Consider the following 26,939-nt stretch of genomic DNA (forward strand, 5'->3'; position numbering starts at 1 on the left):
CATTGTTTAAAATTTATAGTTTATATTTAAATTAAAGTTTCTATTGGGCATAGGACGTCTAGGCTGAATCACATAATAGGTATCAAACAAATTATTAACCTTGACTCCTAGTGATAGTTGTTGTTTTGCTCCATTTAACAGCCTATAATCCAATCCTGTATTGCTCACAAAATAGTGGGGCACAATAAAATCATTAGAATTACTCTCAGTTGTATAAACCTCACCGTTAAATAATTGCTGAAAAAAGAAACTAAAGCGCTTATAAGAATAGCCCATATTCAAATTAGCCAAATGCTTTGGTACAAAAATGACTTGTTTATTTGTTTCGCTGTCAATAGCTTCAGTGTAACTATAGTTTAAGTCTATCTGCACAGCATGTTTATTAAAGTTTGCCTTGTAGTGTAACACAAGTTCAACGCCTTTATTCTTAACATCTGAAATGTTTATGGGCACCCATATTCCAGGCCTCTCAGGATCGCCACTTGGAGTCCAAACGATTTTATCTTTTGCATGGATAAAAAATGAGCCGATATCTATTGAAAATTGATTGTTTTTAAAGCCAACACCAAACTCAACCTGCGATGCCGTTTCTGGTTTTAAATCTAAGTTTCCTTGACCTGGCCAAAACAAATCATTGTATGTTGGGACTCTAAAATTCTTAGATCCATTGGCTCTTACAAATAACTGTTGTGTAGCTTTTGCTTTTACACCCAGAGCATAAGTAAAAGGTACTTCATAGTCAGAATTAAAGTCTTTTCTAATTTTAGCATCCAGAAAAACAGCACCCTTAATATTTTGATCATAGATGAAAGATTGAGAAAATTGTCGCCTATTCCTTTCGTCTATTCTATCCGTTTTTCCATATGCAGATTCATACTCCGAATACGAACTTATGCTAGCATTTAAATTAGGGAGGGCATAAGAAACATTATAATTGATGAGAAATTGCCTAGAACTCCCAAAATTGTACGCTTCAATGGCTTTATTTTCAAAATAGCGATACTCTTGAGTTAAATAAGCAAGTTTAACCTCATGATTAAATCTTTGTTGATTATTCGTATAAATTAACAAATTGCGATTGCTTAAATCTTGATACTTATCATTTGCCGAAGTTGGATTTGGTAATTCCCCAGAAAAGAATCGCTCTCCCCAGTAATTAGCAGTATAAAGCTTAAGCTTAGAAGCCTGACTAATTAAAAAAGCACCACTTATATTAATGCCTAAATTTTGATACGCTCCATTTGTGTTTTTAAAAGCTGTACCTAACCAAGGATAATCATTCTCTGATTGATTATAAGATATACCTGCATTAATGGCTAGCTTATTCTGTGACACTTTTAATTTATAAATCCCTCTATAGGTTTCATAACTACCAATTGAAGCGATAGCCTGATTTTTAGTTTGAGACTTACTTGAAAACTCCAAATTATCATTTAAATGAATGGTCCCTCCAATAGCTCCAGAACCATATTCCAAACTTCCACCCCCACTCCTAATATCTATGGCGTCAAATAAACTAACGGTTAATGAATTAAAACCCGTTTGCCCATTATTAATAGAATTTATATTAATACCATTCCAAATAACTGCGGTATTTGAAGCACTTGTTCCTCTAAAACTAGCTGAACTCGTTCCTCCTGCCCCGTATTCTCTGAGATAAATTGGTGCATTAAACCGAAGTAAATTAGAAAAAGATTCTATATTTTTTTCAATTACAGAATCGTTTAATCGTTCTACTTTATATCCTGCAGAGTGCTTATCCAGTTTTTTATCGGCCTGAATAAGAACCACATCCAATTGGTTTACCAAACTATCATTTTGAGCTAAGCAACTAAAAGAAATAAAATATACTGCTATGAATAGCGTGTTTTTCATAATAACTAAACTTTTATCCCGAAAGTTTTAATATTTGGTTATGAATATGGCAGGTCTCCTGACTTACGTCTTCATGTTAGTCTTCCCAAAGAAATTCTTCAGTGACTTGAAGTTAAACATGAAGCTTTATAGCTTACAGTTGCGGGAACAGTTCTGGAATTGAATAAGACTTCGCACCAGATTCCCTTTTAATCCAAACGTTACTATGGCTTGGAACCAAAATTCGATGCAAATGTAGAGTATTTTTTATGAATCAAACACAAGTGAATCTCTATAATTTAAAAATTTTGAAGCTAAATGTTCTGGAGCATTATAATATTCTGAATGTATCATGGCCATCAAACATGCTATACCATCAACTAATGTTCCTGCAGAAGATTGGGTAAACATATCGAAATCTGCTATATACACTTGATTTGTTTTTACAGCGTTTAAAGCCTGCCATTCTGGTCTATTTTCTAAGAAATGCATATCTTCTTTAGTACGATTTATGTCATAACCACAGGGTGCAATGATGATTACCTCTGGATCATACTTCACAATTTTATCCCAAGAAATTACAATACTATCTCCAGATGGATGCGATAATAAATCCATGCCACCAGCATAAGCAATTTGATGAGGAATCCAATGGCCACAATTAAACAAAGGTGCTACCCATTCTAGAAGCAGCACACTTTTTGGCTGAATTCTCTTTGAACGCTGAAAGTCTATAATGTTGTAAATACGTTCTTTTAGTGCATTCACATAATTAATCCCCACGTCCTCTTCCCCAATGGCTTTAGAGATTGTCAATGCATTACTGAATACATCTTCAAGAGAATTAGGTGTTATTGAAATGAGTTGGGGTACTTTAGTTAATTTATACGCCGAAGTTGCCACACAAGCAGTATCAATTTGACAGACATCACAAACGTCTTGTGTAAAAATAATATCTGGAGCAATTTGTTCTAATATGTCTTCATCTACATAATACAAAGTCCCACCTTCAGCTTTTGTTTTTGAAAAAATGGTATTTATTTCTTCACTTGATAACGTTTGTCCTTCCAGTTTATACCGTACAGCAACTTGTTTTTCACGTAGAGCAGTTGCGGGGCACTCAAAAGTTACGCCATCCAAATAATCTTGCAAACCCATGTCATAAATCATTTGGGTAACCGCAGGCATAAAAGAAGAAACAATCATAAAAACGTACATTAGTTAAAAACAAAAGTACATCTTTCTTATATACCTTTCCATTGTGAAAAATGTTTTTAACCTTTGTCAGATATTTTAGAATTATGATTTATTACATCACAGGTGGCGAGCGTTCTGGTAAAAGTAGCTACGCTCAAAACCTAGCCCTATCACACTCTAATACCCCCAAATACATCGCAACTTCAAGAGTTTGGGATGCTGACCACAGAAAACGAATAGACCGACATATAGCAGATAGAGATGACCGATGGACCTCTGTTGAAGAAGAAAAAAATATTGTATCAGTCATTGAAACCAATGATGTAGTTGTTATTGATTGCGTGACTTTATGGCTTACCAACTTTTATGTTGACACCAAAAATAATGTGAATAAATCTCTAGAACTCGCCAAAATAGAATTCAACAAACTCCTAAACTTAGAGGCTACAATAATTATAATTTCTAATGAAATTGGCATGGGGGTACATGCGCAAACTGAAATTGGACGAAAGTTCACAGAACTTCAAGGCTGGATGAATCAGCACATTGCGAAACATGCTGACAAGGCCACTATGATGGTTTCTGGGATTCCTCTAACACTAAAATAAATTAATGACTGCAGTAAGTTTAAAACAAAAGCTTAGGCATAAAATTGACCTAAAAACAAAACCCTTGGGCGCCCTAGGCGTTCTTGAAGAATTAGCCCTACAAATCGGACTTATTCAAAATACAGAAACCCCAGAAATCTCAAAACCTACCATAGTTGTTTTTGCTGGTGATCACGGTATTGCAAAAAAGGGTCAGGTAAACCCTTTTCCTCAAGAGGTAACGGCTCAAATGGTTTATAACTTTGTGCAAGGTGGCGCCGCTATTAATGTGTTTAGCAAAACCAATGCTATCGATCTAATCATTATGGATTCAGGAGTAAATCACGATTTTGAACCTCATTTAGACATCATTGATGCAAAAATAGCATTTGGCACAAACAACTACCAGGATCAACCCGCCATGACTTTAGCACAATGTGAAGACGCCCTAAATAAAGCCGATGATATAATTTCTAAAATTCAGTCAAAAGGTTGTAATACCATAGGTTTTGGAGAAATGGGTATAAGTAACACCTCATCAGCAGCACTTCTTATGGCACATTTCACGGGAATTCCTATTGCAGAATGCGTGGGTTCTGGTACTGGCTTGAATGACGAAGGCATCCATAAAAAAATTCAAATATTATCTGAAGTTTACCAAAAATACAATCCTAAAACACCCGAAGAGGCTTTAGCCACCTTTGGAGGTTTTGAAATTGCCATGCTCTGCGGCGCCATATTAAAAGCTGGAGCGCTGAATATGATTATTATTATAGATGGATTTATTGTTACAGCGGCTCTACTTGCTGCTCATGCCATCAATCCAAATGTTTTGAAACATTGTGTATTTGCTCATAGTTCTAATGAACAAGGGCATGAAAAGATGTTACATGCCTTAAATGCCAAACCCTTACTTTCATTAGGATTACGATTGGGTGAAGGTACGGGGGCCGCATTAGCGATACCCTTGATAAGAGCAGCAGTAAACTTTTTAAACAATATGGCTAGTTTTGAAAGCGCTGGTGTTAGTACTGAATCAGAAAACGCATAATATGAAAAAAGAAATACAAATATTTCTTACCGCTATCATGTTTTTTACCCGAATTCCATGTCCAAAATGGGTAGATCATGATCCTGAGTATTTAAAGAAAAGCGCCAATTTTTTTTCACTGGTAGGCCTAGTGGTTGGTAGTATTGGCGCATTGATCTATTATGCAGCCTCTTTTGTTTTCTCAACTGAGATTTCTATTCTTCTAAGTATGGTTTCAACCATATATGTTACGGGTGCCTTCCATGAAGATGGATTTGCAGATGTATGCGATGGTTTAGGCGGCGGATGGACTAAGGAAAAAATTCTCCTAATTATGAAGGACTCCCGTCTTGGCACATACGGCGTTTCGGGATTGGTTTTAATTTTAGCCATAAAATTTTCCGCTTTAAGAGAAATACATCCCTATTTAATTCCTTTAACGATTATATCAGGACATAGTGTGAGCAGGTTTATAGCGACCACATTAATATACACATATCCTTACGTAAGAGACACTGCCGACAGTAAAGCAAAACCTGCCGCCAAAAGTATTTCTATTGGCATGCTCAGTATTAACGCATTTTTTGGATTATTACCATTATTCTTTTTTAAAACCCCTTTGATACTCTTAGTAATTCTACCTCCCTATTTCGCCAAGGTATATTTAGGACGAAAATTTAAAAAATGGTTAGGTGGTCAAACCGGAGACTGTGCAGGTGCTGTGCAACAACTAAGTGAGGTGGTTTTTTATTTAAGTGTACTAGTGCTATGGAAATTTATTTAATACGACATACAACCCCAAATATTGAAAAAGGAATTTGCTACGGACAAAGCGACTTGGACTTGGATGAAAATTATGCTTCGGAATTTAAAACCATCCAATCAAAGATTCCAATAGCAGGGTCAATCAAAGTTTATTCAAGCCCATTAAAACGTTGTTCTTTATTGGCAAAACAGTTCAATAATGAGGTGCATTATGATAACCGCTTAAAAGAACTCGATTTTGGTAACTGGGAAATGAAACTCTGGGATGCTATTCCCGAAAAGGAATTAACCCCTTGGATGTCCAATTTTGTAAATACTGCTGTTCCGGGTGGCGAATCTTATACCCAATTAGCGTCACGAGTAAAAGCGTTCTTTGAAGATATTTTGAATTCAGGAGCTAAAGAAAATCTAATTATAATAGCACATGCCGGTCCCATGAGGGCTTTTCTATCTAGCATTTTAGACATAGATTTAAAAGACTCATTCAATATAAAAATAAATTATGGAGATATTTTTCACCTGAAAAAAGAAGCCAATACCATTCGACTAATCACAGAAGTTCCTATTTAAAAATGAGTTCCTTCTCAGATATTACAAAAAAAATAAAGACCTTTAGCACTCAGATGTACCTTATGCGTTTAACAACTCTTTTATTTATTGGCTTTCTTGCGATTACATCCTGTAAAAAAGATAAGAAAAAGGTAAACCCGATAGAACCTAAAGAAAACAAAGAACTTTTAAATTATGCCAAAGGATTTTCTATAACCTATTATGACACCCATACAGAAATAATAGTGACCTCACCATGGCCCAAAAGCAAAGACAGCTACAGATACCTTTTAATAGAGGACGGGGGTACAATTCCTGAACATAACGACACAGATATTGTGATTCAATTACCCATTGAAAAAATTGTAGTCATGTCAACAACCAACATTCCCGCCTTAGAATATTTGGAGGTTGATGACAAACTGGTAGGGTTTCCAAATACGCGCTTTATTTCATCTGAAAAAACAAGAAAACGTATTGAAAATGGCGAGATTAAAGATTTAAATAATGATTTAGAAATTAATATAGAACTGCTACTTGATTTACAACCAGAACTCGTCATAGGGTTTTCGGTGAATGGCAATGACCAAAAATTAGATCAAATTAAGAAATTTGGAATTCCTGTCGTTTTGGACGGTGCTTGGACCGAAGCACATCCGCTCGGTAGAGCCGAATGGCTAAAATTTGTTGCTGCATTTTTCAATAAAAAAAAGGAAGCTGATAACATCTTCAACCATATAGAATCCAATTACCTAAAAGCAACCCAAATAGCTTTAAAGGCCAAAAGCTTACCAACGGTTTTCTCAGGAGCCCTAATAAAAGATGTTTGGTATGTACCCGGAGGAAAAAGCTTTGTTGCAAAATTCTTGGAGGATGCCAATACCAATTACCTCTGGAAAGAAAACAAGTCTAATGGAAGTCTGCAATTAAATTTTGAAAATGTTTTAGAAAAAGCTAACAATGCCGAGTTATGGATTGGTGCCGGGCTTTTTGAAAACAAAGCGCAAATGCAAGAACAACATAAAGGCTACACCTATTTTGAGGCCTTTAAAAAGAATAATATTTATTCTTATACGAATAAAGTTGGTCCTGAAGGGGGATTATTATATTATGAATTGGGACCATTAAGACCAGATATTATATTAAAAGATATGATTAATATTTCTCATCCTGGCCTATTAAATAATTATGAGAATTTCTTTTTTAAACGCTTAGAATAATTGCAAAACACATCAAAACATACCATATCTTTTATTGGGCTAGTTTTAATATTAATTCTAGTATTTTTTGTGAATGTCAGTCTGGGATCTGTTTCTATTCCTAACAAAGACATCTTCAACATTATATTTGGAATACACGATAACCTGTCATGGAAATATATTGTATTAGATTATAGATTACCTAAAGCTTTTACTGCAATAATTGTTGGATCTGGCTTAGGCATTTCAGGTTTAATGATGCAAACCTTATTTAGAAACCCTCTTGCCGGTCCATTTGTTTTAGGTATTACATCTGGTGCTGGCTTAGGTGTCGCTATTGTTACCATGGGAGCCTCTCTTTTTGGAGGGATATTTCTTGGTGTTTTGGCATCAAAATGGAGTATTGTTATTGCGGCTATTCTAGGCAGTTTTCTAGTACTATTAATTGTTTTAATTGTATCCTTTAAGGTTAGAGATGCTATGGCTATTTTAATTATTGGCCTCATGTTTGGTAGTATATCTGCTGCCGCTGTCAATGTGCTGTCCTATTTTAGTTCAGCTGAAGAATTACAGCAGTACTTCTTTTGGGGGTTTGGTAGTTTAGGTAATTTATCTTGGAATGAATTGCTTATTCTTTTTCTCATTTATTTACCAGGAATTTTATTAAGCCTCTTTACAATTAAAGCATTAAACTCACTTTTATTAGGTGAAAATTATGCGAAGAGCTTGGGCATGAATATAAAACAGAGTCGGTTAATGATTATTATTTCCACAAGCTTGTTAGCAGGATCCATTACAGCATTTGCTGGTCCTATCGCATTTATAGGTTTGGCGATTCCGCATATAACCAGACAAGTATTTAGCACATCTAACCACAAAATATTATTGCCTGCTGTTTTTTTATTTGGAGCCATTATAATGCTAATTTGCGATAGTATTGCCCAATTACCATCGAGTGAATATACCTTACCAATCAACGCAATCACCTCTTTAATAGGCGCACCTGTGGTTATATGGTTATTAGTAAGAAAACGTAAAATGATATTTTAGTGGATACTCAAAAAAAACATAGCGTCCTCAAAACTAAAAATCTTTCCATAGGATATAGGTCTAAAAAAGAAAGCACTTTAATAGGTTCTAATATTAATATAGAGTTACACAAAGGTGAATTGGTTGGTCTGGTTGGAGCCAATGGTATTGGTAAATCTACACTTTTACGATCACTAACTAATGTTCAAGCTAAATTAGACGGCCATATTTATATTAATGGTATAACCTTAGATCGTTACTCCAGTTTAGAATTGGCCAAAGTATTAAGTTTAGTACTTACAGAGCCCATATTTTCAAAAAACTTAACCGTTTATGAATTGGTAGCTCTAGGAAGACAACCCTACACGAATTGGATCGGTAATTTTTCAAAAGAAGATACCCTTATAATTAATAAGGCCTTAAATCAAATAAATATTGAATCACTAAAGCACAAAAAGTGCTTCGAATTAAGTGATGGGCAGCTGCAAAAAGTTATGATTGCAAGAGCGCTAGCACAAGATACAGATTTGATTATTCTGGATGAACCAACTACCCATCTGGATATGTATCATAAAGCATATATCTTAAAACTCTTGCAACGCTTGGCTAGGGAAACAGGCAAAACCATTTTGTTTTCATCACATGAAATAGATTTAGCCATTCAACTATGTGACAAAATGATTGTGATGTCTGAGAATAACGTGGTTTCAGATACGCCCTGCAACCTAATTTCTCATGGGACTTTCGAATCTTTATTCCCGAATGATCTTATCAGTTTTGATAAGAAAACAGGAAGTTTTAGGGTTAAAAAATAAGAATGTATAAAAACAGATTTTAAAACGTAAAACTTCTTAGCACCGACTTCGAACTTCACAGTAAAAAAATTATATTTGAATATATTTCTTTTTTGTAATGAACAACAGTATAATTCTTATTCTAGCCATACTAACTTCTGCTGCCATTGGTGGGTATTTGGGAATGCTATTTTCCAAACTAAAAAACAAAGGAGATAAAAGTGCTTTGGAAGAACGTAATAATAGTTTACAGGAGCAATTGGTTGGCTTGAAACAATTAGCTGCCGACGAAAACATCAAACAACAGGAAAACTTTAATCAGCAAATTGCTGGTTTAAAAGAAAACATTGCAAAAATAGAAGCAGAGCGTGAGGACATAAGACGTGAAAAAGATTTTTTTAGTACCGAACTAGCTAAAAGAAATTCAGAATACGAAAATCTGCAACAAATTCATACCAAGCGTGAAGCTGAAATAGAAGTACGTCAAGAACAATTGCGTAAAGATTTTGAATTATTAGCCAACAAGATTCTTGAAGAGAAATCGAATAAATTTACGGAACAGAACAAAGAAAACATTAAAAACATTCTAAATCCGCTTCAGGAAAAAATAAAAACCTTTGAGGAAAAAGTAGACTTAACTCAAAAAGAAAGCATTAGCATGCACTCTGCTTTAAAAGAACAACTCCTCGGATTAAAAGATCTTAACCAGCAAATGACCAAAGAAGCTACTAATTTAACAAGGGCTTTAAAAGGGGATAGCAAAATGCAGGGGAATTGGGGCGAATTGGTTTTAGAACGTGTCCTTGAAAAATCAGGATTAGAAAAAGATAGAGAATACTTTGTACAGCAAAATTTCACACGTCCAGATGGTACGCGTGTTTTACCCGATGTTGTATTGCATCTTCCAGATGGCAAAAAAATGATTATTGATAGTAAAGTATCTTTAACCGATTATGAACGTTTGGTCAACGCTCCTGAAGAGGACAGAATCAAACATTTAAAAGCCCATATTAATTCCATTAAAAAACATGTAGATCAACTATCAGAAAAAAACTATCAAGATTTATATGATATTGAATCGCCAGATTTCGTGCTCATGTTTATACCTATAGAGCCTGCATTCGCCATTGTTGTGAGTGAGGATAACGCTATTTATAACAAAGCCTTTGAAAAAAACATTGTAATTGTTACACCATCAACACTGCTGGCCACTTTACGCACCATTGATAGCATGTGGAACAATGAAAAACAACAGCGTAATGCCATTGAGATTGCTAGGCAAGCTGGGGCGCTATATGATAAGTTTGAAGGCTTAGTAACTGATTTAACTGGTGTTGGCAAAAAAATTGACGCCGCGAAAAATGACTATTCTGCAGCCATGAACAAACTCGTTGATGGCCGGGGTAATCTTATTACAAGTATTGAAAAAATAAAAAAACTAGGTGCCAAAGCAAAAAAATCACTTCCTGAAGCCATTATAAAGCGCGCGGAAGAAAACCATTCATAAATTCATTTAAGACCATAATATCATGAAAGTATTAGTTAAAATAATTATCGGAATAGTTGTCATATTTATTGGCTATTTCTGTTTCCTTTATTTCGCAACCTATAGCGAAGGTGTTAGAGCTGGTGAACTTGTTAAGTTTAGCAGTAAAGGCGTCGTAATAAAAACATGGGAAGGCGAGATAAGTCAAGGCGTATCCGACTCACAGTTTTTTAGATTCTCGGTGGAAGATGGTGAAAAGCAAGTCATACAAGACCTTAACAATATGCAAGGTTACTATGTTAAGCTTCATTATTTTGAACGTTACAAAAACCTTTTTTGGTTAGGTGACACAAAATATTTTATCACCAAAGTTGAAAAGACGGATAGAAAAATGAATAAATAATTTTACATGTATAAACACTCAACAGAATCTCAAGTTTCTATAACGCAACTTATGCTCCCTGCGCATTCCAATTTTAGCGGAAAAATTCATGGTGGGCATATTTTAAATTTAATGGATCAAATTGCATTTGCTTGTGCTTCAAAACATTCTAATCATTATTGTGTTACCGCTTCTGTAAATAGAGTTGATTTCTTAAACCCTATAGAAGTTGGTGAATTAGTAACACTCAAAGCTTCGGTAAATTACACAGGAAGAACATCTATGGTAATTGGACTTCGGGTTGAATCAGAGAATATCCAAACAGGGATTGTTAAACATTGTAACTCGTCATACTTTACAATGGTTGCAAAAACAGACGACGGCAAGAAAAACGCAACGGTACCCGGATTGATATTAGATTCAGAACAAAGTGTTAGGCGTTTTGCAAGAAGTATTGCACGCCAAGAACAGGCTAAAAAGCGATCAACTAAATTTAAGGCTTCTGAATTTAAAATAGAAGAACATATCGAATTCATAAAGACTCAAAATGCTAAAATTGATCTTTCTATTTCCAAATAATCAATACCTATTAAAACTAAAGTTTTAGAAGATACTAGTTACTATACTCGAATCAAGAAAAAAAGAGAGCTGTTTAATAAAACAGCTCTCTTTTTTTAAACGAATGAACTCTCACTATTCCTTAATAAACTTAGTCATTAACTCTGATGTCTCTGTCTTGATTTTAAGAAAGTAGATACCATTGGCTAGGTTTGAAACTGGAATATTATCATTAATGACTTTGCCATGATATAAAATGGTCTTACCGCTTAAATCATAAATGGAATAGGCTTTAATTACCTCACTATTTTCAAGGGACACTCTTAATACCTCTTGCACTGGATTAGGGTAAATTCTAACTAAAGACTTATTATTTTCTTTAATATCTAAAGTAGTTTTGCCATCTGCCTGAATATCAAAAACGAATGTGTTTTGCGCACAGTCATTATTATCAATAGTAATACTAGCTTCTTTTACACCTATTGTTGTAGGTAGAACACCTATACTAAACGAGGCATTACTGCCACCGACAATACGTAAAGGACTAGATAAATCTATATCGCCAATAGAAAACAAACCTGCATCAACTCCTCCTATGGTTATATCACTGATAACTAATTCTGAAATCCCATCATTTTCAATGGTAAAGGTTCTCGATGAGTTTGTATTAATAAGAACATCGCCAAAATCGGTATCATTTGACAAAGATGGCGTACTTGATCCATTTGAAATACTCATACTATTCCCTAACAGACTCAATTTACCATCAATGGAATCTTGGGTAATCACGATACTTTCATCTGCTCTACATCCATCAGCTGATAGCACCGTAACTGTATAGGTTCCCGCAGCTGTTAGTGTAGCATTGGCATTAGTACCAAGACCATTATCCCAAATATAACTATCGCCTCCGGTAGCGGTAACACTAATAGAAGTGACATCACAATTTAAGACAGTGCTTCCAGTGTTATTTGTTATACTTGAAGTAGGAGGCGCACAAACTATGACTCCGTAATCATCGGCCCGTTGTACCAGCTCTCTACCGCACACTACTGGCGCGCTTCTAAAATTGGAAATAACACGCATTCTTAACAAGGTATTCTGTACAGCCGTTCCAGGCGGTACAACAATAGTGGATGCCGTTTCCGATGTACTTGGTTCTATATTGTCCAGTAACACATTCTCATTATTCCCATTACTATTTAAGGTTTCAAAAATGCCATTATTGTTCCAATCAATCCATACTTCTAGAAACTGACTCCCATCTCCTCTTGACCTGTAAACAACATCTAGGTCATGCGGATATAGCGCACTCAAAACAGTATTATCACTACAAATAAAATTATTCATGGCGTCATTTGGAACTGCAGTACTTGTAGAATTATCAATTGTATTTAGAGTAACTCGTGTAACGCCACAACCATAATTAGCGCCTGTATTAAAACTTTCAATATCACATGACGGCACGGCCGCTTCATTGGTTACAACAATCGTGGCAGTATTAGTACAGCCATTGGCTGCAGTTGCCGTTACCGTATAACTACCGGCTACAGTAATATCTATCTCCGGGTTAGTTCCTAGGCCATTATCCCATCGGTAACTAACACCTCCAGCGGCAATAACATTTATGGTTGTTAAATCACACGTCAGTACGGTAACGCCAGTGTTATTGGTTATACTAACTGATGGCAGCGGTTTATCTTCGGTAATCACAATACTTTCTGTATCCGTACAACCATTTACATCTGTAACCGTAACTTCATAAGTCCCAGCTTCAGTCACAGTAACTGTTGGTTCTATGCCCAGGTTATTATTCCAGAGAAAGCTGACTCCGCCTGACGCTGTTAAACTAATTTCCGGTTCAGTGCAAGTTAAAATAGTACTACTAGAGTTATTTGTTATTATGGCTTCTGGTAATGAAATACAGGCTGCTTTTACAAAAACCCCATAATCATCGGCACGTTGTGCTTGAGCATCACCACATACATTTGGTGCACTATTGTAATTTGATATGACCCGCATTCTGAGTAAAGCACCGATGGTAGTATTAGCCGGTGCTGTAACACTGGCAGATGCTAAATGGGTTCCACTATTATCAGATTCTACATTATCGGTCAAAACGCGTTCATTATCCCCATTGGTATTAGAGGCCTCAAAAGTCCCACTATTATCCCAGTCAATCCAAACTTCTAAAAATTGAGCCCCATCGCCTCTAGATTTATACGAAACATCTAAGTCGTATGATGAACCTAAATTAATAGTAGTATTATTTGAACATGTAAAATCTTGAATAACCGGATTAGCAGGAATAGCCGTTCCCGTTGTATTCTCTAAAGAATTAAAAGAAATGTTAGTTACACCTGTCCTGAAATCTTTATTAATATTTCCAGGAATAGTAGTAACAGAACACCCTGCCTTAGCACCTGAACCAACAGTAATATGGTCGGATTTAACCAAACTTGTTGTCCCTGCAGGATTAGTAACTTCCAAGGTCACATCAAAAGTTCCAGAATTAGTAAAGGTAATAGTTGGGTTTTGTTCTGTAGACGTATAAGGTGTGTCAACCCCATTATCTATAGACCAAAGAAAAGTGACATGATCATAACCCGTATTGGTATATGTATTTGGAGTACAACTTGATTTATCATTGAAAGTAACAGTGCCTCCTGTGCATACTGTTGTATTCGAGGCCGTAAAAAACACGGTCGCTGTTTCGGGAGGCGTCAAACCAGGACTCGATAAAAACGAAGCCCTAGTTACCGTTAAGGCATTCGTAACAACTGCTCTTTGCCCTCCGGTAAACTCATTACCACAACTTGAATAATCCATATAATTATAGATATGGTCTTGGTGCGATCCCGTATTTCTTCTAAACCCATTGTCAGGATTAATGACTTCATTAAATGCAGGGTCACAAGAATTACTATCCGTATTATCACAATCATTACCGATATCTAAACCAGAAGATCTTATATGACTAGGGGTGTCAAAAATATTATCATCACCACAAATATCATTATCTGGGTCATCACCAGAAAAAGTATGAGGCAAGTTAAAAGCATGCCCCATTTCATGAGCCCAAGTTGAGCTATTTTCATTTAAATAAGAGCAAATTAACACTACAGATCCATCATAAGCTCTACCATGGGCAGATGCAAAATAGGCATAGCCTGAAGTGTATGAACCGCCAGTAAAACAGTTCTTATTATCAATTTCATCAACAATCCAAACGTTATAATATTTTGTAGGGTCCCAAATACCATACTCCTTAAGAGAATTTATACCGCCACTAGCGTCATAATCCGGTAGACCATCAGTGTTATTTCTATTAACACCGTTATTTACGTACGCAGGTACGCCGCTCATATCAACACGATTAATACCATTGGTACAATTACCATTTTCATCTTGTACGGCCAAGGCAAACTCAATCTTCATATCCACCCCAAGTCCGTCGCCCAAAGAAGCAGATACCTTCCTCCAATAATTATTCAAATATTCAACGCCACGTTTTACATCTTCATCTGAAATATTTGTTGCTGTCCCTACGGTTTCCCCTTTATGCATAACATGCACTACAACGGGTACTTGATAAATACCATTAATAAGTGCCTGCTTTTGCGAACTCACTTTCCGCATAGACTTCATCGTTTCCAAATGGCTCAATCTATATTGGATATCTGTTTCCATTTTTTGGTTATGAAAAAAATCAGTACCACAAAGTTCAGCAGCATTTGGCTGGTTAAAACTATTAGAAGGCAAAGTAGTATTTTGACCATCAGCATGAACAACACAACAGAGCATTGCCAATGTCAGCCATAGGCGATTGTAAACATTTTTCATTTTTTCTTTATAAAGCAGTTTATTTTATTCTAAAAATACCATTTTTACTTTGATCTAATTCACAAAAAGATGAATTAATGTCCCTGTCAGCATTAGAATGCCTTAAGCAAGGATGAAAAACAAAAAAAGCCGCTTAAAGCGGCTTTTTTTGTTTTTCAATAATAATTGAATTTATTTACTCAAATACATTTTACGTCTTGAGTACAAATCGTAAAACTCATCATCTTTCAAACTATCTATAAATAAGATACTTTCACCAGTACTCTTCATTTCAGGCCCTAAACGTTTATCTACATTTGGAAACTTATTAAAAGAGAACACAGGTTGCTTAATCGCATAACCTTCCAATTGAGGATTGAAGGTAAAATCAGTGACCTTCTTCTCGCCTAGCATAACCTTAGTGGCGTAATTTACATAAGGCTCTTTATAGGCTTTAGCAATAAAAGGTACCGTTCTAGAAGCTCTTGGATTGGCTTCTATAATGTAAACCGTATCATCTTTAATTGCAAACTGGATATTGATTAATCCCACGGTATTTAAGGACCTCGCAATAGTATGCGTATGATCAATAATCTGTTGCATTACTAAATCTCCCAAGTTAAACGCTGGTAAAGTTGCATTAGAATCACCAGAGTGTACACCACATGGTTCAATATGCTCCATAATACCAATAATATAAACATTACCATCTGCATCACAAATAGCGTCTGCCTCAGCTTCAATAGCACCATCTAAATAGTGGTCTAATAGTAGTTTATTATTAGGTATTTTTCTAAGTAAATCAACAACGTGTTCTACTAATTCTTCTTTATTAATAACAATTTTCATCCCTTGTCCACCAAGAACATAAGAAGGTCTTACCAATATTGGGAAATCTAATTCGTCTGCTAATACTAAAGCTTCATCAGCATTTTCAGCAACCCCAAATTCAGGGTAAGGAATATTGTTTTCTTTTAATAGTTTAGAAAAGCTACCTCTATCTTCGGCCAAATCTAAAGACTCAAAACTTGTACCTATAATTTTAATACCATATTTAGTCAATTTTTCAGCCAGTTTTAAAGCTGTTTGACCACCTAACTGTACAATGACACCTTCTGGTTTTTCATGACGAATAATGTCGTAAATGTGCTCCCAAAAAACAGGTTCAAAATATAACTTATCTGCGGTATCAAAATCTGTTGAAACCGTTTCTGGATTACAGTTAATCATAATGGTCTCATAACCACATTCCGCTGCAGCTAAAACACCATGTACACAACAATAATCGAACTCAATACCCTGTCCAATTCTGTTTGGTCCAGAACCAAGTACCACAATTTTCTTTTTATCAGACACAATACTTTCATTGTGTGTATATTGTTCCCCTGAAGCCGTTTCAACTATGTTTTCAAATGTAGAGTAGTAATATGGCGTTTTTGCTGTAAACTCAGCCGCACAGGTATCTACTAATTTGAATACACGTTGGATATTAAACTCATCTCTTTTATTATACACCTGACTCTCTAAACATCCAAGCATATGTGCAATCTGGCGATCGCCATAACCTTTTTGTTTAGCCTCCAATAATAAATCTCTATCTAAGGTATCTATAGTATATGTAGAAATTTCTTTTTCCAATTGGAATAATTCCTCGTATTGTTTTAAATACCACATATCAATTTTTGTGATATCGTAAATCTGACTTAAAGGAATTCCCATAGCAATGGCATCGTAAATTACAAATACACGATCCCAACTTGCATGCGTTAATTTATCAATAATTTGGTTATAATCACTATATCCTTTTCCGTCAGCTCCTAAACCATTACGCTTAATTTCTAAAGATTGCGTTGCTTTGTGCAGGGCTTCCTGAAAAGAACGTCCTATCCCCATAACCTCACCAACGGCTTTCATTTGTAAACCTAGTGTGCGGTCTGAACCTTCAAACTTATCGAAGTTCCAACGTGGTATTTTTACAATGACATAATCTAAAGTTGGCTCAAATAAAGCCGATGTAGATTTTGTAATTTGGTTATCCAACTCATCTAAAGTATAACCTATAGCTAACTTGGTTGCTATTTTTGCAATAGGATAACCCGTAGCTTTACTTGCCAGTGCCGAAGAACGTGATACACGTGGGTTTATCTCAATAGCAATTATATCTTCTTTTTCATCTGGACTTACAGCAAACTGCACATTACATCCACCTTCAAAATCTCCAATACTACGCATCATTTTAATAGCCATATCACGCATCTTTTGATACGTTCTATCACTTAATGTCATGGCTGGTGCAACGGTAATAGAGTCTCCTGTATGGATTCCCATAGGATCCATATTTTCAATTGAACAGATGATTACAACATTGTCATTTTTATCGCGAAGCAGCTCTAACTCATACTCCTTCCAACCCATCATAGCCTTATCAATCATCACCTCATGGATTGGCGAAATTTCCAATCCTCTACGCAATAATTTATCAAAATCCTCCTCTTCATAAACAATGGCTGCTCCAGCGCCACCTAAGGTAAATGAAGACCTGATACATAATGGAAAACCAAATTCTTGAGCAATCTCTTTTCCTTTTAAAAAAGAGGTAGCGGTAGCTTGTGGTGCCATGTCTACACCAATCTTACCCATTAATTCTCTAAATTGCTCTCTATCCTCTGTGATATTAATAGCGTCAATATCTACACCTATTAATTCAACACCAAAATCCTTCCAAATTCCTTTTTCATCAGCCTCAATACATAAGTTCAAAGCAGTTTGCCCCCCCATGGTTGGCAATACGGCATCAATTTGAGGATGTTCCTTTAAAATTTTAATTATGGACTTGGTATTCAATGGCAACAAATACACATGATCGGCCATTGAAGGATCGGTCATGATGGTTGCTGGATTAGAATTAATTAAAATGGTTTCAATTCCGTCTTCTCTTAATGATCTTAAAGATTGAGATCCTGAATAATCAAATTCACATGCTTGTCCAATCACAATCGGACCCGAGCCAATAATTAGTATCGATTTAAGTTTTTGATTTTTTGGCATTTTTACTGGATATAATATTGAATTTTAATTTTTTACAAAAATAATAATCACGAGATATAAAAAAAGGCGTTACACTTAAGTAACACCTTTATATTATGAACAATTGTTAATCATTTATTTTTTATGTCTAGTTTCAGTTGAAACAGATAATTTCTTTCTTCCCTTAGCTCTTCTGCGCGCTAATACCTTTCTGCCATTAGCAGAAGCCATTCTTTCTCTGAAACCATGTTTGTTTCTTCTCTTTCTTTTTGATGGCTGAAACGTTCTTTTTGGCATTTTCTTATGTTTTTAAACTGAATTGTATATTTTTATAACCTTTAGGTCTTCCTGCAAAAACCGAGGGCAAATATACAAAGCCTTTACAACTTAGCAAACCATTTATTAAAAAAAATAAAATTAATTAAAAGAAATTCAAAAACTGAGTTCAGACCTTTGTTTATTTAGGATGGCCGTTTATTTTTGTTAAATAGCTGTAACCTAATTTCAATAAAAATTTAGTTTCTTTGCAGTCTTAAAACAAAAAAGAGTCAAATAAGGGTTTAAATGATCCTAAAATTAGTATCAGAAAATAAAATATCATGTTCAATAAAATCATAAAATTAATCATTGCAGCGGGGATTCTTGCCTTCGCCATTTATCAATTTACAGAAAGTTATATAGGTAATGGAATCATGCTTATCTTATTAGCTTCCATTTTTGTTTTTCTATATTTCAAAAATGAATTTATTCTATTGGCATTCTTAAAGCTAAGAAAGCAAGATTTTGATGGCGCTAAAAAGTGGTTGGATAAAATTAAAAACCCAGAGGCCGCTCTTGTAAAAAAGCAGCAAGGCTATTACAGCTATTTACATGGTATTATGGTATCTCAAAGTAATATGAATGAAGCTGAGAGACATTTTAAAAAGGCCATTTCTTTAGGCCTATCCATGGATCATGATTTGGCTATGGCTAAATTAAACTTAGCTGGTATAGCGTTTTCTAAGCGTAGAAAACTTGAAGCTCAAAAATTGCTAACTGAAGCCACAAAGCTGGATAAGCAAGGTATGTTGACAGACCAAATAAAAATGATGAAAGAGAATATGAAGCGATCAGCAGGACCTAATCAACATTTTGGAGCGGGAGGCTCATTAAGAGCTCAAAAAAGACGCGGATAGTGGATTGGACTAAAAAAATAAAGCATTAAAACAAAAAAGGTTTGAATTGACATTCAAACCTTTTTTGTTTTCTACTGTTTTTCTTGAAATATGAATAGCTTACCTCACTACATCATAGTAGCCCTTTTCTGGAATTTCAATTTGGTATAACTTCCGCGATCCATTATTCAAGTGAGGTTCCCTTAACCAAGGGTTATGCAACTTAAGAATCTTATAATTAATATTGAATTTTTGAGCAAATTGAGAAAAATCTCTAACTGCAGTATCTACCTCAACTCTAAAGGTTGGCACGTTACTATATAAATCTTTATCCCTAAAATTAAAACCATAGTGTGTTGGATTGGACAAAATTTCTTTTAATGCTATAATCCTAAACAAATAACGCCCAGTCTCTTCTCCCAATAACAAGTCGTAATAACTTGAAACCTCTTGTTCTTTCAGCCGTCTAGAAATACCTGCTTTCCCTGCATTATAAGATCCAGCCGCTAATGTCCAAGATCCCAATTGCTCTTTGGCCTCTAACAAATATTTACATGCTACTACTGTCGCCTTTTCAAGGTTGTAGCGCTCATCAACATTTTTATTAACCTCTAAACCATTTTCTCTTCCGGTGGCCGGCATGATTTGCCAAACTCCTCTTGCTCCTGCCGGCGAAACAGCATTGGTCAATCCGCTTTCAATGACTGCCAAATATTTAAAATCATCAGGGACACCATACTCCGCCAAAATAGGTTCTATAATTGGAAAATATTTTTTAGCCCTTTTAAACATGAGGAGGCCATTGGATTGCCAATAGGTATTAACTAACAACTCCCTATCCATACGCTCATAAATATCAGGATTATCAAGAGGCATTGGCTCTCCGGCAAAATTCAATGCTTCGGGCATCTGAAGCGCATAAACATTATAATCATTAATAAGCTTCTTTTCAAAATTTTCATCGGTAGGAGCATCTTGTAGTGCATAAATAAACAACGCACACAAACTTAATAACCCCACCAGCGCCAAACCACGTTCTATTATTTTCATGACTAAAATATTTTTTATAAAATTAGAAAAAATCCTCTATTTATCTAGGATTAAGGATGGTAAATTTTCGTTAAACCACTTATATTTATTAATAATCATTATATGCGTACCACCAGGTATAATTATGCAGTTTGAAATATAACTTATTGGAAAAACAGAATCATTATCCCCGTGAATATGTACTATATCCGGATCATAATTTTCCTGATTCCAACATACCATCTCCTTTATTGCCCAACTCAAATATTTATGATCGTTAACCGAAAGATACATCTTATATAGCTCTATACGTTTTGACATGAGTTTGCCAAAGGCATATTTTTCAAAAACATCTATTTTACTGGCAAGCTGCGTAGGCACTATTTTATAAGCACCCGTCATCCTAGCCAATTTCATTTTAGATGGAAGTTCATTTTTAGTCTTAACACTGGATACAATGATAAGTTTTTTCAGGTTTAAATGTTTACTCATTTCTTGTACCAGTACACCGCCAAATGAAACACCTATTAAAACAACATGACTATGCTTTATGAGGCCAACCATTCTCAGCGCGTAGGCATTCAAGGACTCATGCTCTGTTGGCATAAGCCACTCTAAAAAATGCAGTTTAAATTGATCTTCAGGCAATTTGATATACTCAAAAATTTTAGGACTCGCGGCCATTCCCGGCATCAAATAAACATGTATTATCTGCTGAATCATAAGGCATTAACAATTAAATAACATTTCATTAACAATTTTTTTTTGTACTTTTGCACAAAGTTAGAAAAATAGTACTCACTATTTTAAACTCCTAAGAATTAAAATAATACAATATGGTTGAAGCGGCAGAATTAATTGACAATGATTTTTTACGTCAATACGAACTTAAAGTTGATGATCAATTAGCAAAAATTGAATACTCTTTACAAGAACGAAAAATTTTTTTAACCAAATTAATCATTCCTGAAAACATTCAAGATAACGAATTTAAAAAAGAATTTCTAGCACTTGTTTTTGAACAGATTGGGGAACGTAATTTAAGTGTAGTACCTACCAGTCCAGAAATTGCAAAATTTGTACGCAGCAACAGGAAATACAAACGTATGTTACCAGTTGGTGTAAGAATTTAAATTAAGTTATTCAACTTACTAAAAAAGCCGAAATTCAAGAATTTCGGCTTTTTTTTGTTAAAAACAATTCCAAAATATTAGAAAAGGAAATTATAGGACTTCGTATCAATAACAATTCAAGCAGACTTTGATAAAATTGAACCATTATATGTTAAATATAAACCATTGATTTTGTCATTATTATTTTTCTTTTGCCATTAGTTTACAAAACATTAATAGCACCCCAATAAAATTTAATTTATGAAAACAACAAATAGTTTTTTGACCATATGCTTTTTTTCAATATTTATAGCGAATGGTTTCGGTCAAGTTCTACCTTTAAAAACATCCAACCCTGATGATACTTGGACGCTTCAAGAATCCTTTAGTGATGAATTTAATAGCTCTGAAATTGATTGGACCAAATGGAGCAAAACAGCCAACTTACCTAATGTAAGTGCCTGGAAATGGAATAACGACACAAACGTGACTCCAACAATGCATGAAGGTGAGCAGGCTGCCGCCATTACTATGCGTCACAACACCGACAACATTCCTGTGAGCGGCACCTATTTTAACAGTGGTTGCCTTCAGAACGTCAGTCAACTTCCAGCTGGTTTTGTGGGTTATGTTGAGGCAAGAATTTATGGTGCAGATATTAATTCTGATTTAGCCAGTAACCTCGACAGAAGACGTGGTGTATGCCCTGCATTTTGGTTATACAGCAAATTTTATGACAGCAAACCAATTGGGGAACCTGTATATACCGAAATTGATGTTGTTGAATTACAGCAATTTGATTGGGATGCTCAATTAGGGCAAGATTATATTACCGATGCCGAGTCAAACTTACACCTTGTTTTAAAGTCTAATTCAGGAAGACAGTGGTTTAGACCAAAGCAACCAGATGCTAGAGGTAACCAACTAAATAAATACGAATTACCTGGTGCTTTTGATCCTACCCAAGGTTGGCACACTTATGCCTGTGAAATTACCCCAACACAATTACATTTTTATGTTGACGGCATTAAGGTTGGGCGATCATTAAACAATACATATTGGAGCGAAAACCCTTTGCAAGTCATAGTATCTTTAGGCCTAAGAGTACCTTTTGTGTCCTTTAGCAACAATAGATTTCAACCGGTTAATCCCTTAACAAATGACAGAGCGAATAAAAACCTCGGAGAAATACCAACATCTATGTATTTAGATTATATACGTGTTTGGGAAAAAGACAACACGCTAAGTGTAAAAGATGTGCAAACAGCGTTTACCATGTATCCTAATCCAACGGACGGCTTATTATACATTGACACTAAAGAAGAGGCTAAAGTGACCATTTATAGTACAAACGGCCAACAGGTTTTTACTGCTGATAAATATTCTGCTAGTCAAAGTATCGATTTAAGCCACCTACATGCCGGACTGTATACTGTTCAGGTTGAAAATAACAACAGAATACTCAGAGAGAAATTGATCATTAAATAGTGATTTTGAATATTATGCCGATAAGGCATTTTTAGGAACAACAAAAAAGCCAAAACACACTAGTTTTGGCTTTTTTCTTATACGTTATATCCGGCTACCCATTAATTGGTGAGCACTTCCTTAGAAAATTCCAGTCTAACCAATCCATCATCGTCAATACCCGTAAGGTCCACAAGGTGTAATGTATTCACCAATTCTGGATCCCAAGGTGTTTTTACTTTTACATAGTTTTCAGTAAAACCATGAATATACCCTTCCTTATTTTCACTTTCAAACAAGACAGTTCTTGATGTTCCAATTTGGCTTTCATAAAATGCCCGACGTTTTTTAACAGACAACCCCCTTAACATCTTACTTCGCTTACTTCTCACATTACCCGGAACTACACCTTCCATTTCAGCAGCTTCTGTATTATCGCGTTCAGAATATGTAAACACATGCAAATATGAAATATCTAGCTCAGTTAAGAAATTGTAGGTCTCCAAAAAATGCTCTTCTGTTTCACCAGGAAACCCAACAATAACATCAACCCCAATACAAGCATGGGGCATTACGTCTTTTATTTTAGATACGCGATCAACATACAATTCACGCATGTAACGTCGCTTCATCTTTTTAAGAATACTATTGCTCCCAGATTGCAGCGGAATATGAAAATGAGGCACAAATGCCCTTGATTTTGAAACCAAATCAATAGTTTCATTTTTTAATAAATTTGGCTCTATTGATGAAATACGCAAGCGTTCTATCCCTTCTACCTTATCCAATTCGGTAACCAAATCTAAAAACGTATGTTCGTGTTTTTTATTCCCAAATTCTCCTTTTCCATAATCACCAATATTCACCCCGGTCAAAACAATCTCCTTTATATTTTGCTTTGAAATTTCATTAGCGTTTTTCAATACATTGGCCATGGTATCACTTCTAGAAATCCCTCTAGCTAATGGAATGGTACAATAAGTACACTTATAATCGCAGCCATCTTGCACCTTCAAAAAGGCACGGGTTCTATCACCAATGGAATATGATCCTACGTAAAAATCGGCATCTTCAATTTCACAAGAATGCACTTCGCCAAAATCGTTTTTGGTTAGGTCATTCAGGTAATCTGTTATTTTAAATTTTTCGGTGGCTCCAAGTACCAAATCCACACCATCAACATCCGCTAATTCTTGTGGCTTTAGTTGAGCATAGCACCCCACTGCAGCAACAAAAGCATTTGCGTTGGCTTTCTGGGCTTGCTTTACAATAGTCTTGAATCGTTTATCTGCATTTTCGGTCACCGAACATGTATTAATAACATAAATGTCCGCTTTTTCAGAAAAATCTACCCGATCAAAACCTTCACTGCTAAAGCTTCGAGCAATTGTAGAGGTTTCTGAAAAATTCAGTTTACATCCTAGAGTATAAAAAGCGACTTTTTTATTCATTTATTATATTTATTTCCATGACCATGGAAATCTCATTATATTTACCTGCTTCCATTAAAAGTCTGCAAATTTACAACTAATAAGTTATATGATAAAAGCTAATTCAAGACAAATAATTTACTATTTATCAATTGGTTGCATATCCTTTTTGCTTTTTTCTTGCGGAAAACCAAACAAGTCAAACACCGATCATTTAGTTTTTAGATATAACGAACATGCCAACATCAACACTTTAGATCCGGCTTTCTCGAGGACATTGCAAGACAACAATGTTTCAAATCAATTGTTTAATGGCCTGGTTCAGCTTGATGATAAACTCAATATTTTGCCATGCATCGCTAAGACATGGACTATTTCTGATGATGGCCTAACCTACCAATTTCATTTGCGTAATGATGTCTTCTTCCACCAACATGTGTTGTTCGGGAAGGACTCTACCAGAACCGTAGTAGCTAATGATTTTGAATACAGCCTAAATCGATTAAGAGATGAAAAAATCGCAGCCCCAGGGGCATGGGTTTTAAATAAAGTAGATGATTTTTATGCCATTAATGACTCCATATTTGAAATACAATTAAAACAAGCGTTTCCAGCATTTCTCGGTTTATTAACCATGAAGTATTGTTCTGTTGTTCCTAAAGAAGTAGCTGATTTTTACGGTTCTGAATTTAGGTCGCACCCAATTGGCACTGGTCCTTTTAAATTTAAGCGCTGGGAGGAAAACATCAAATTGGTTTTCAGAAAAAACCATGCTTATTTTGAGAAAGATACGCAAGGTCAATCTCTCCCCTATTTAGAGGCCGTTGCCATAACTTTTTTACCTGACAAACAAAGTGAATTCTTGCAATTTGCTCAAGGAAATATCGATTTTTTGAACAGTTTAGACACATCATATAAAGATGAGTTATTAACTGCGAACGGCAAACTTAGGGCGGCCTATACCTCAAGTGTCAATATAGTAAAAGGTCCCTATTTAAATACTGAGTATTTAGGGTTTTACTTGGATTCAGAAACACCAGAAATACAATCTGAATTAATACGAAAAGCTGTAAACTATGGCTTTGATAGAAAAAAAATGATTACCTATCTAAGAAATAATATTGGTAATCCTGCCAATGGCGGCTTTATCCCTTTAGGGCTTCCAGGCCACAATAAGTCCATTGGCTATGACTATAAACCCAAAAAAGCGAAACAGCTTATTGAGCAATTTAAAAAGGAGAGTGGCATTGAAAATCCTCAAATCACTCTAGTAACCACAAGTAACTATATAAGTTTTTGCGAATTCATACAACGCGAACTTGAAAAAACAGGATTAACCATTCATGTGGATGTAATGCCTGAAGCCTCCTTACGCTCTGCCAGATCAAACGGCAAAGTAGATATGTTTAGAAGTTCATGGGTTGCTGATTACCTAGATGCAGAAAATTACCTATCTATTTTTTACAGCAATAACTTTGCACCAAGCGGCTCTAATTACTTTCATTACAAAAACGCTCAATTTGACAGCTTATACAATAAAGCCTTTACGATAACCAATATAGACGACCGAAAAGTGCTTTACACAACAATGGACTCCTTAGTTATGACCAAGGCACTTATGGTGCCCTTGTATTATGATGAAGTTATACGTTTTACAAGAAAAAACGTTCATGGACTCGGGGTAAACCCAATCAATCTTTTAGATCTGAAACGGGTTCAAAAAGATTAGGCTCCTGTACCTTTTTTTCTATTATCATCCCATGAACTATCAAGTAAAGGCCTGCGCCATAAAAAAGCATGATGATTAATTCCTGAAATGGAAGATCTGTTTTAAAGGTCTTTATGACCATGACAGCTTCTGATATCATGTAAACAATGACACCAAAAAACACAAATAAATAGCTTCGTTTATCCACAACATCTTTTCTTAAATACACAAATTGAAACAGAAGAAGTGAAATAAAGTAACTTATAATGACCGGTAAGAAAAAACCTTTTAACCCTTCATAAATAAAACTTATTAAACCAACAGTAAAGGCAAACATAATAATAGAAAACGAAATTAATCGCTTCACTTGAAAGTCTGATTTATGTGAAAACCTAAAACTTAGAAATAATTTTCCTAGGGTAAACATCAACAAACTGACACTAAAAAAAATAATGTTTTGGTGACTTATAATGAGTACATCACCAATAAAAAAACAAATCAAGCTAGTCATGGTCCAGCGGTACTTAGCTTGTCTTGTTTGCGTATTATTAAAATAATAGTACGCCACCAGAAGCAATAAAATGGGGGTTTTTGAGATATAACGATAGGGAAATACTGGGCAATTCAATTTGACCAGAATATCAATAATAAGCATTGAAAAAAAAAGTAATGCAAACTTTTTTTTATCTTTAAACAGACTTAACATTTTATTTTTTTAGGGCGCTTAAATCATTATTCAGCACATGCCAAAATGATGATG

At 35.1% G+C, this 26,939-nt stretch carries 23 protein-coding genes and 1 riboswitch; of the genes, 14 read left to right on the forward strand and 9 right to left on the reverse strand.

Features of this window, described 5'->3' with window-relative positions; all coding sequences use genetic code 11:
* Window positions 1–6: 6 nt before the first annotated feature.
* Both IE051_RS10280 and IE051_RS10285 read right to left on the reverse strand, forming a co-directional pair.
* Window positions 7–1,875, reverse strand: coding sequence for a TonB-dependent receptor domain-containing protein (locus IE051_RS10280; RefSeq protein WP_229796780.1), 1,869 nt, complete (start codon window positions 1,873–1,875; stop codon window positions 7–9).
* Window positions 1,876–1,906: 31 nt separating this feature from the next.
* Window positions 1,907–2,111: riboswitch (cobalamin riboswitch) on the reverse strand.
* Between the two features lie 10 nt (window positions 2,112–2,121).
* Window positions 2,122–3,060: an ABC transporter substrate-binding protein gene (locus tag IE051_RS10285; protein ID WP_189360689.1), complete on the reverse strand. Its 939-nt coding sequence runs from the start codon at window positions 3,058–3,060 to the stop codon at window positions 2,122–2,124.
* 95 nt (window positions 3,061–3,155) lie between these two features.
* Between IE051_RS10285 and IE051_RS10290 the strand changes: the two genes are divergently transcribed.
* The 10 genes from IE051_RS10290 (at window position 3,156) to IE051_RS10335 (ending at window position 11,451) form a co-directional block, all read left to right on the forward strand.
* Window positions 3,156–3,659: a bifunctional adenosylcobinamide kinase/adenosylcobinamide-phosphate guanylyltransferase gene (locus IE051_RS10290; RefSeq protein ID WP_189360690.1), complete on the forward strand. Its 504-nt coding sequence runs from the start codon at window positions 3,156–3,158 to the stop codon at window positions 3,657–3,659.
* Window positions 3,660–3,663: 4 nt separating this feature from the next.
* Window positions 3,664–4,689, forward strand: a complete 1,026-nt coding sequence (cobT, locus tag IE051_RS10295) for a nicotinate-nucleotide--dimethylbenzimidazole phosphoribosyltransferase (protein WP_189360691.1) — start codon at window positions 3,664–3,666, stop codon at window positions 4,687–4,689.
* 1 nt (window position 4,690) lies between these two features.
* Complete coding sequence (locus tag IE051_RS10300) at window positions 4,691–5,452, forward strand: adenosylcobinamide-GDP ribazoletransferase (RefSeq protein ID WP_189360692.1); 762 nt, start codon at window positions 4,691–4,693, stop codon at window positions 5,450–5,452.
* A complete protein-coding gene (cobC, locus tag IE051_RS10305) occupies window positions 5,437–6,003 on the forward strand; it encodes an alpha-ribazole phosphatase (RefSeq protein ID WP_189360693.1) in 567 nt (188 codons plus the stop codon). Before IE051_RS10300 ends, cobC begins: the two co-directional genes overlap by 16 nt.
* 2 nt (window positions 6,004–6,005) lie before the next feature.
* Complete coding sequence (locus IE051_RS10310; RefSeq protein WP_189360694.1) at window positions 6,006–7,202, forward strand: ABC transporter substrate-binding protein; 1,197 nt, start codon at window positions 6,006–6,008, stop codon at window positions 7,200–7,202.
* Window positions 7,203–8,231, forward strand: a complete 1,029-nt coding sequence (locus IE051_RS10315) for a FecCD family ABC transporter permease (protein WP_189360695.1) — start codon at window positions 7,203–7,205, stop codon at window positions 8,229–8,231.
* Window positions 8,231–9,025 carry an ABC transporter ATP-binding protein gene (locus IE051_RS10320; RefSeq protein WP_189360696.1) on the forward strand — a complete coding sequence of 265 codons (795 nt, stop codon included), beginning with the start codon at window positions 8,231–8,233 and terminating at the stop codon, window positions 9,023–9,025. Before IE051_RS10315 ends, IE051_RS10320 begins: the two co-directional genes overlap by 1 nt.
* Before the next feature lie 97 nt (window positions 9,026–9,122).
* On the forward strand, window positions 9,123–10,511 hold the full coding sequence (locus IE051_RS10325; RefSeq protein ID WP_189360697.1) for a DNA recombination protein RmuC: 1,389 nt from the start codon (window positions 9,123–9,125) through the stop codon (window positions 10,509–10,511).
* 22 nt (window positions 10,512–10,533) lie between these two features.
* Entirely contained in the window at window positions 10,534–10,893 is a 360-nt protein-coding gene (locus IE051_RS10330) for a DUF8785 domain-containing protein (protein ID WP_189360698.1), read from the forward strand.
* Window positions 10,894–10,899: 6 nt separating this feature from the next.
* Entirely contained in the window at window positions 10,900–11,451 is a 552-nt protein-coding gene (locus IE051_RS10335; RefSeq protein WP_189360699.1) for an acyl-CoA thioesterase, read from the forward strand.
* 114 nt (window positions 11,452–11,565) lie between these two features.
* On the opposite strand, the gene IE051_RS10340 is transcribed toward IE051_RS10335, so the two are convergent.
* The 3 genes from IE051_RS10340 to rpmH form a co-directional block, all read right to left on the reverse strand.
* Window positions 11,566–15,273 (reverse strand): GEVED domain-containing protein, encoded by a 3,708-nt coding sequence (locus IE051_RS10340; RefSeq protein ID WP_189360700.1) that lies wholly within the window; start codon window positions 15,271–15,273, stop codon window positions 11,566–11,568.
* A 171-nt stretch (window positions 15,274–15,444) separates the two neighbouring features.
* Entirely contained in the window at window positions 15,445–18,300 is a 2,856-nt protein-coding gene (gene carB / locus IE051_RS10345) for a carbamoyl-phosphate synthase large subunit (protein WP_189360701.1), read from the reverse strand.
* A gap of 114 nt (window positions 18,301–18,414) precedes the next feature.
* Window positions 18,415–18,576: a 50S ribosomal protein L34 gene (rpmH, locus tag IE051_RS10350; protein ID WP_034059443.1), complete on the reverse strand. Its 162-nt coding sequence runs from the start codon at window positions 18,574–18,576 to the stop codon at window positions 18,415–18,417.
* 302 nt (window positions 18,577–18,878) lie between these two features.
* Here rpmH and IE051_RS10355 point away from each other — a divergent pair, with 302 nt between their 5' ends.
* A complete protein-coding gene (locus IE051_RS10355; protein WP_189360702.1) occupies window positions 18,879–19,454 on the forward strand; it encodes a DUF2892 domain-containing protein in 576 nt (191 codons plus the stop codon).
* Window positions 19,455–19,553: 99 nt separating this feature from the next.
* Here IE051_RS10355 and IE051_RS10360 read toward each other — a convergent pair whose 3' ends face one another.
* Both IE051_RS10360 and IE051_RS10365 read right to left on the reverse strand, forming a co-directional pair.
* Window positions 19,554–20,483: a lytic transglycosylase domain-containing protein gene (locus IE051_RS10360; protein WP_189360703.1), complete on the reverse strand. Its 930-nt coding sequence runs from the start codon at window positions 20,481–20,483 to the stop codon at window positions 19,554–19,556.
* Window positions 20,484–20,519: 36 nt separating this feature from the next.
* A complete protein-coding gene (locus tag IE051_RS10365; RefSeq protein WP_189360704.1) occupies window positions 20,520–21,185 on the reverse strand; it encodes an alpha/beta hydrolase in 666 nt (221 codons plus the stop codon).
* A gap of 113 nt (window positions 21,186–21,298) precedes the next feature.
* Here IE051_RS10365 and IE051_RS10370 point away from each other — a divergent pair, with 113 nt between their 5' ends.
* Window positions 21,299–21,595 carry an N-acetyltransferase gene (locus tag IE051_RS10370; protein ID WP_189360705.1) on the forward strand — a complete coding sequence of 99 codons (297 nt, stop codon included), beginning with the start codon at window positions 21,299–21,301 and terminating at the stop codon, window positions 21,593–21,595.
* A 240-nt stretch (window positions 21,596–21,835) separates the two neighbouring features.
* Window positions 21,836–23,062, forward strand: coding sequence for a T9SS type A sorting domain-containing protein (locus IE051_RS10375; protein WP_189360706.1), 1,227 nt, complete (start codon window positions 21,836–21,838; stop codon window positions 23,060–23,062).
* A gap of 101 nt (window positions 23,063–23,163) precedes the next feature.
* Here IE051_RS10375 and mtaB read toward each other — a convergent pair whose 3' ends face one another.
* The gene (gene mtaB, locus IE051_RS10380; RefSeq protein ID WP_189360707.1) at window positions 23,164–24,492 is read right to left on the reverse strand and encodes a tRNA (N(6)-L-threonylcarbamoyladenosine(37)-C(2))-methylthiotransferase MtaB; all 1,329 of its coding nucleotides are present in this window, start codon (window positions 24,490–24,492) and stop codon (window positions 23,164–23,166) included.
* Window positions 24,493–24,580: 88 nt separating this feature from the next.
* On the opposite strand from mtaB, the gene IE051_RS10385 reads away from it, so the two are divergent.
* Window positions 24,581–26,200, forward strand: coding sequence for an ABC transporter substrate-binding protein (locus IE051_RS10385; protein ID WP_189360708.1), 1,620 nt, complete (start codon window positions 24,581–24,583; stop codon window positions 26,198–26,200).
* Here the strand turns inward: IE051_RS10385 and IE051_RS10390 are convergent.
* Window positions 26,163–26,885 (reverse strand): lysoplasmalogenase family protein, encoded by a 723-nt coding sequence (locus tag IE051_RS10390; RefSeq protein ID WP_189360709.1) that lies wholly within the window; start codon window positions 26,883–26,885, stop codon window positions 26,163–26,165. The two genes, IE051_RS10385 and IE051_RS10390, sit on opposite strands and share 38 nt — an antisense overlap.
* Window positions 26,886–26,939 lie beyond the last annotated feature (54 nt).

The sequence above is a fragment of the Algibacter mikhailovii genome (assembly GCF_014651495.1).
GTDB lineage: Bacteria > Bacteroidota > Bacteroidia > Flavobacteriales > Flavobacteriaceae > Algibacter_E > Algibacter_E mikhailovii.

Excerpts from the sequence above, each read along its gene's own strand:
- IE051_RS10385 (WP_189360708.1), top strand. The coding sequence starts at position 24,581 with ATGATAAAAGCTAATTCAAGACAAATAATTTACTATTTATCAATTGGT.
- IE051_RS10280 (WP_229796780.1), bottom strand. The coding sequence starts at position 1,875 with ATGAAAAACACGCTATTCATAGCAGTATATTTTATTTCTTTTAGTTGC.
- IE051_RS10335 (WP_189360699.1), top strand. The coding sequence starts at position 10,900 with ATGTATAAACACTCAACAGAATCTCAAGTTTCTATAACGCAACTTATG.
- carB (WP_189360701.1), bottom strand. The coding sequence starts at position 18,300 with ATGCCAAAAAATCAAAAACTTAAATCGATACTAATTATTGGCTCGGGT.
- cobC (WP_189360693.1), top strand. The coding sequence starts at position 5,437 with ATGGAAATTTATTTAATACGACATACAACCCCAAATATTGAAAAAGGA.
- IE051_RS10365 (WP_189360704.1), bottom strand. The coding sequence starts at position 21,185 with ATGATTCAGCAGATAATACATGTTTATTTGATGCCGGGAATGGCCGCG.
- IE051_RS10370 (WP_189360705.1), top strand. The coding sequence starts at position 21,299 with ATGGTTGAAGCGGCAGAATTAATTGACAATGATTTTTTACGTCAATAC.
- IE051_RS10290 (WP_189360690.1), top strand. The coding sequence starts at position 3,156 with ATGATTTATTACATCACAGGTGGCGAGCGTTCTGGTAAAAGTAGCTAC.
- rpmH (WP_034059443.1), bottom strand. The coding sequence starts at position 18,576 with ATGCCAAAAAGAACGTTTCAGCCATCAAAAAGAAAGAGAAGAAACAAA.
- IE051_RS10300 (WP_189360692.1), top strand. The coding sequence starts at position 4,691 with ATGAAAAAAGAAATACAAATATTTCTTACCGCTATCATGTTTTTTACC.
- cobT (WP_189360691.1), top strand. The coding sequence starts at position 3,664 with ATGACTGCAGTAAGTTTAAAACAAAAGCTTAGGCATAAAATTGACCTA.
- IE051_RS10390 (WP_189360709.1), bottom strand. The coding sequence starts at position 26,885 with ATGTTAAGTCTGTTTAAAGATAAAAAAAAGTTTGCATTACTTTTTTTT.
- IE051_RS10360 (WP_189360703.1), bottom strand. The coding sequence starts at position 20,483 with ATGAAAATAATAGAACGTGGTTTGGCGCTGGTGGGGTTATTAAGTTTG.
- IE051_RS10355 (WP_189360702.1), top strand. The coding sequence starts at position 18,879 with ATGTTCAATAAAATCATAAAATTAATCATTGCAGCGGGGATTCTTGCC.
- IE051_RS10375 (WP_189360706.1), top strand. The coding sequence starts at position 21,836 with ATGAAAACAACAAATAGTTTTTTGACCATATGCTTTTTTTCAATATTT.
- IE051_RS10325 (WP_189360697.1), top strand. The coding sequence starts at position 9,123 with ATGAACAACAGTATAATTCTTATTCTAGCCATACTAACTTCTGCTGCC.
- IE051_RS10340 (WP_189360700.1), bottom strand. The coding sequence starts at position 15,273 with ATGAAAAATGTTTACAATCGCCTATGGCTGACATTGGCAATGCTCTGT.
- IE051_RS10285 (WP_189360689.1), bottom strand. The coding sequence starts at position 3,060 with ATGATTGTTTCTTCTTTTATGCCTGCGGTTACCCAAATGATTTATGAC.
- IE051_RS10330 (WP_189360698.1), top strand. The coding sequence starts at position 10,534 with ATGAAAGTATTAGTTAAAATAATTATCGGAATAGTTGTCATATTTATT.
- IE051_RS10310 (WP_189360694.1), top strand. The coding sequence starts at position 6,006 with ATGAGTTCCTTCTCAGATATTACAAAAAAAATAAAGACCTTTAGCACT.
- mtaB (WP_189360707.1), bottom strand. The coding sequence starts at position 24,492 with ATGAATAAAAAAGTCGCTTTTTATACTCTAGGATGTAAACTGAATTTT.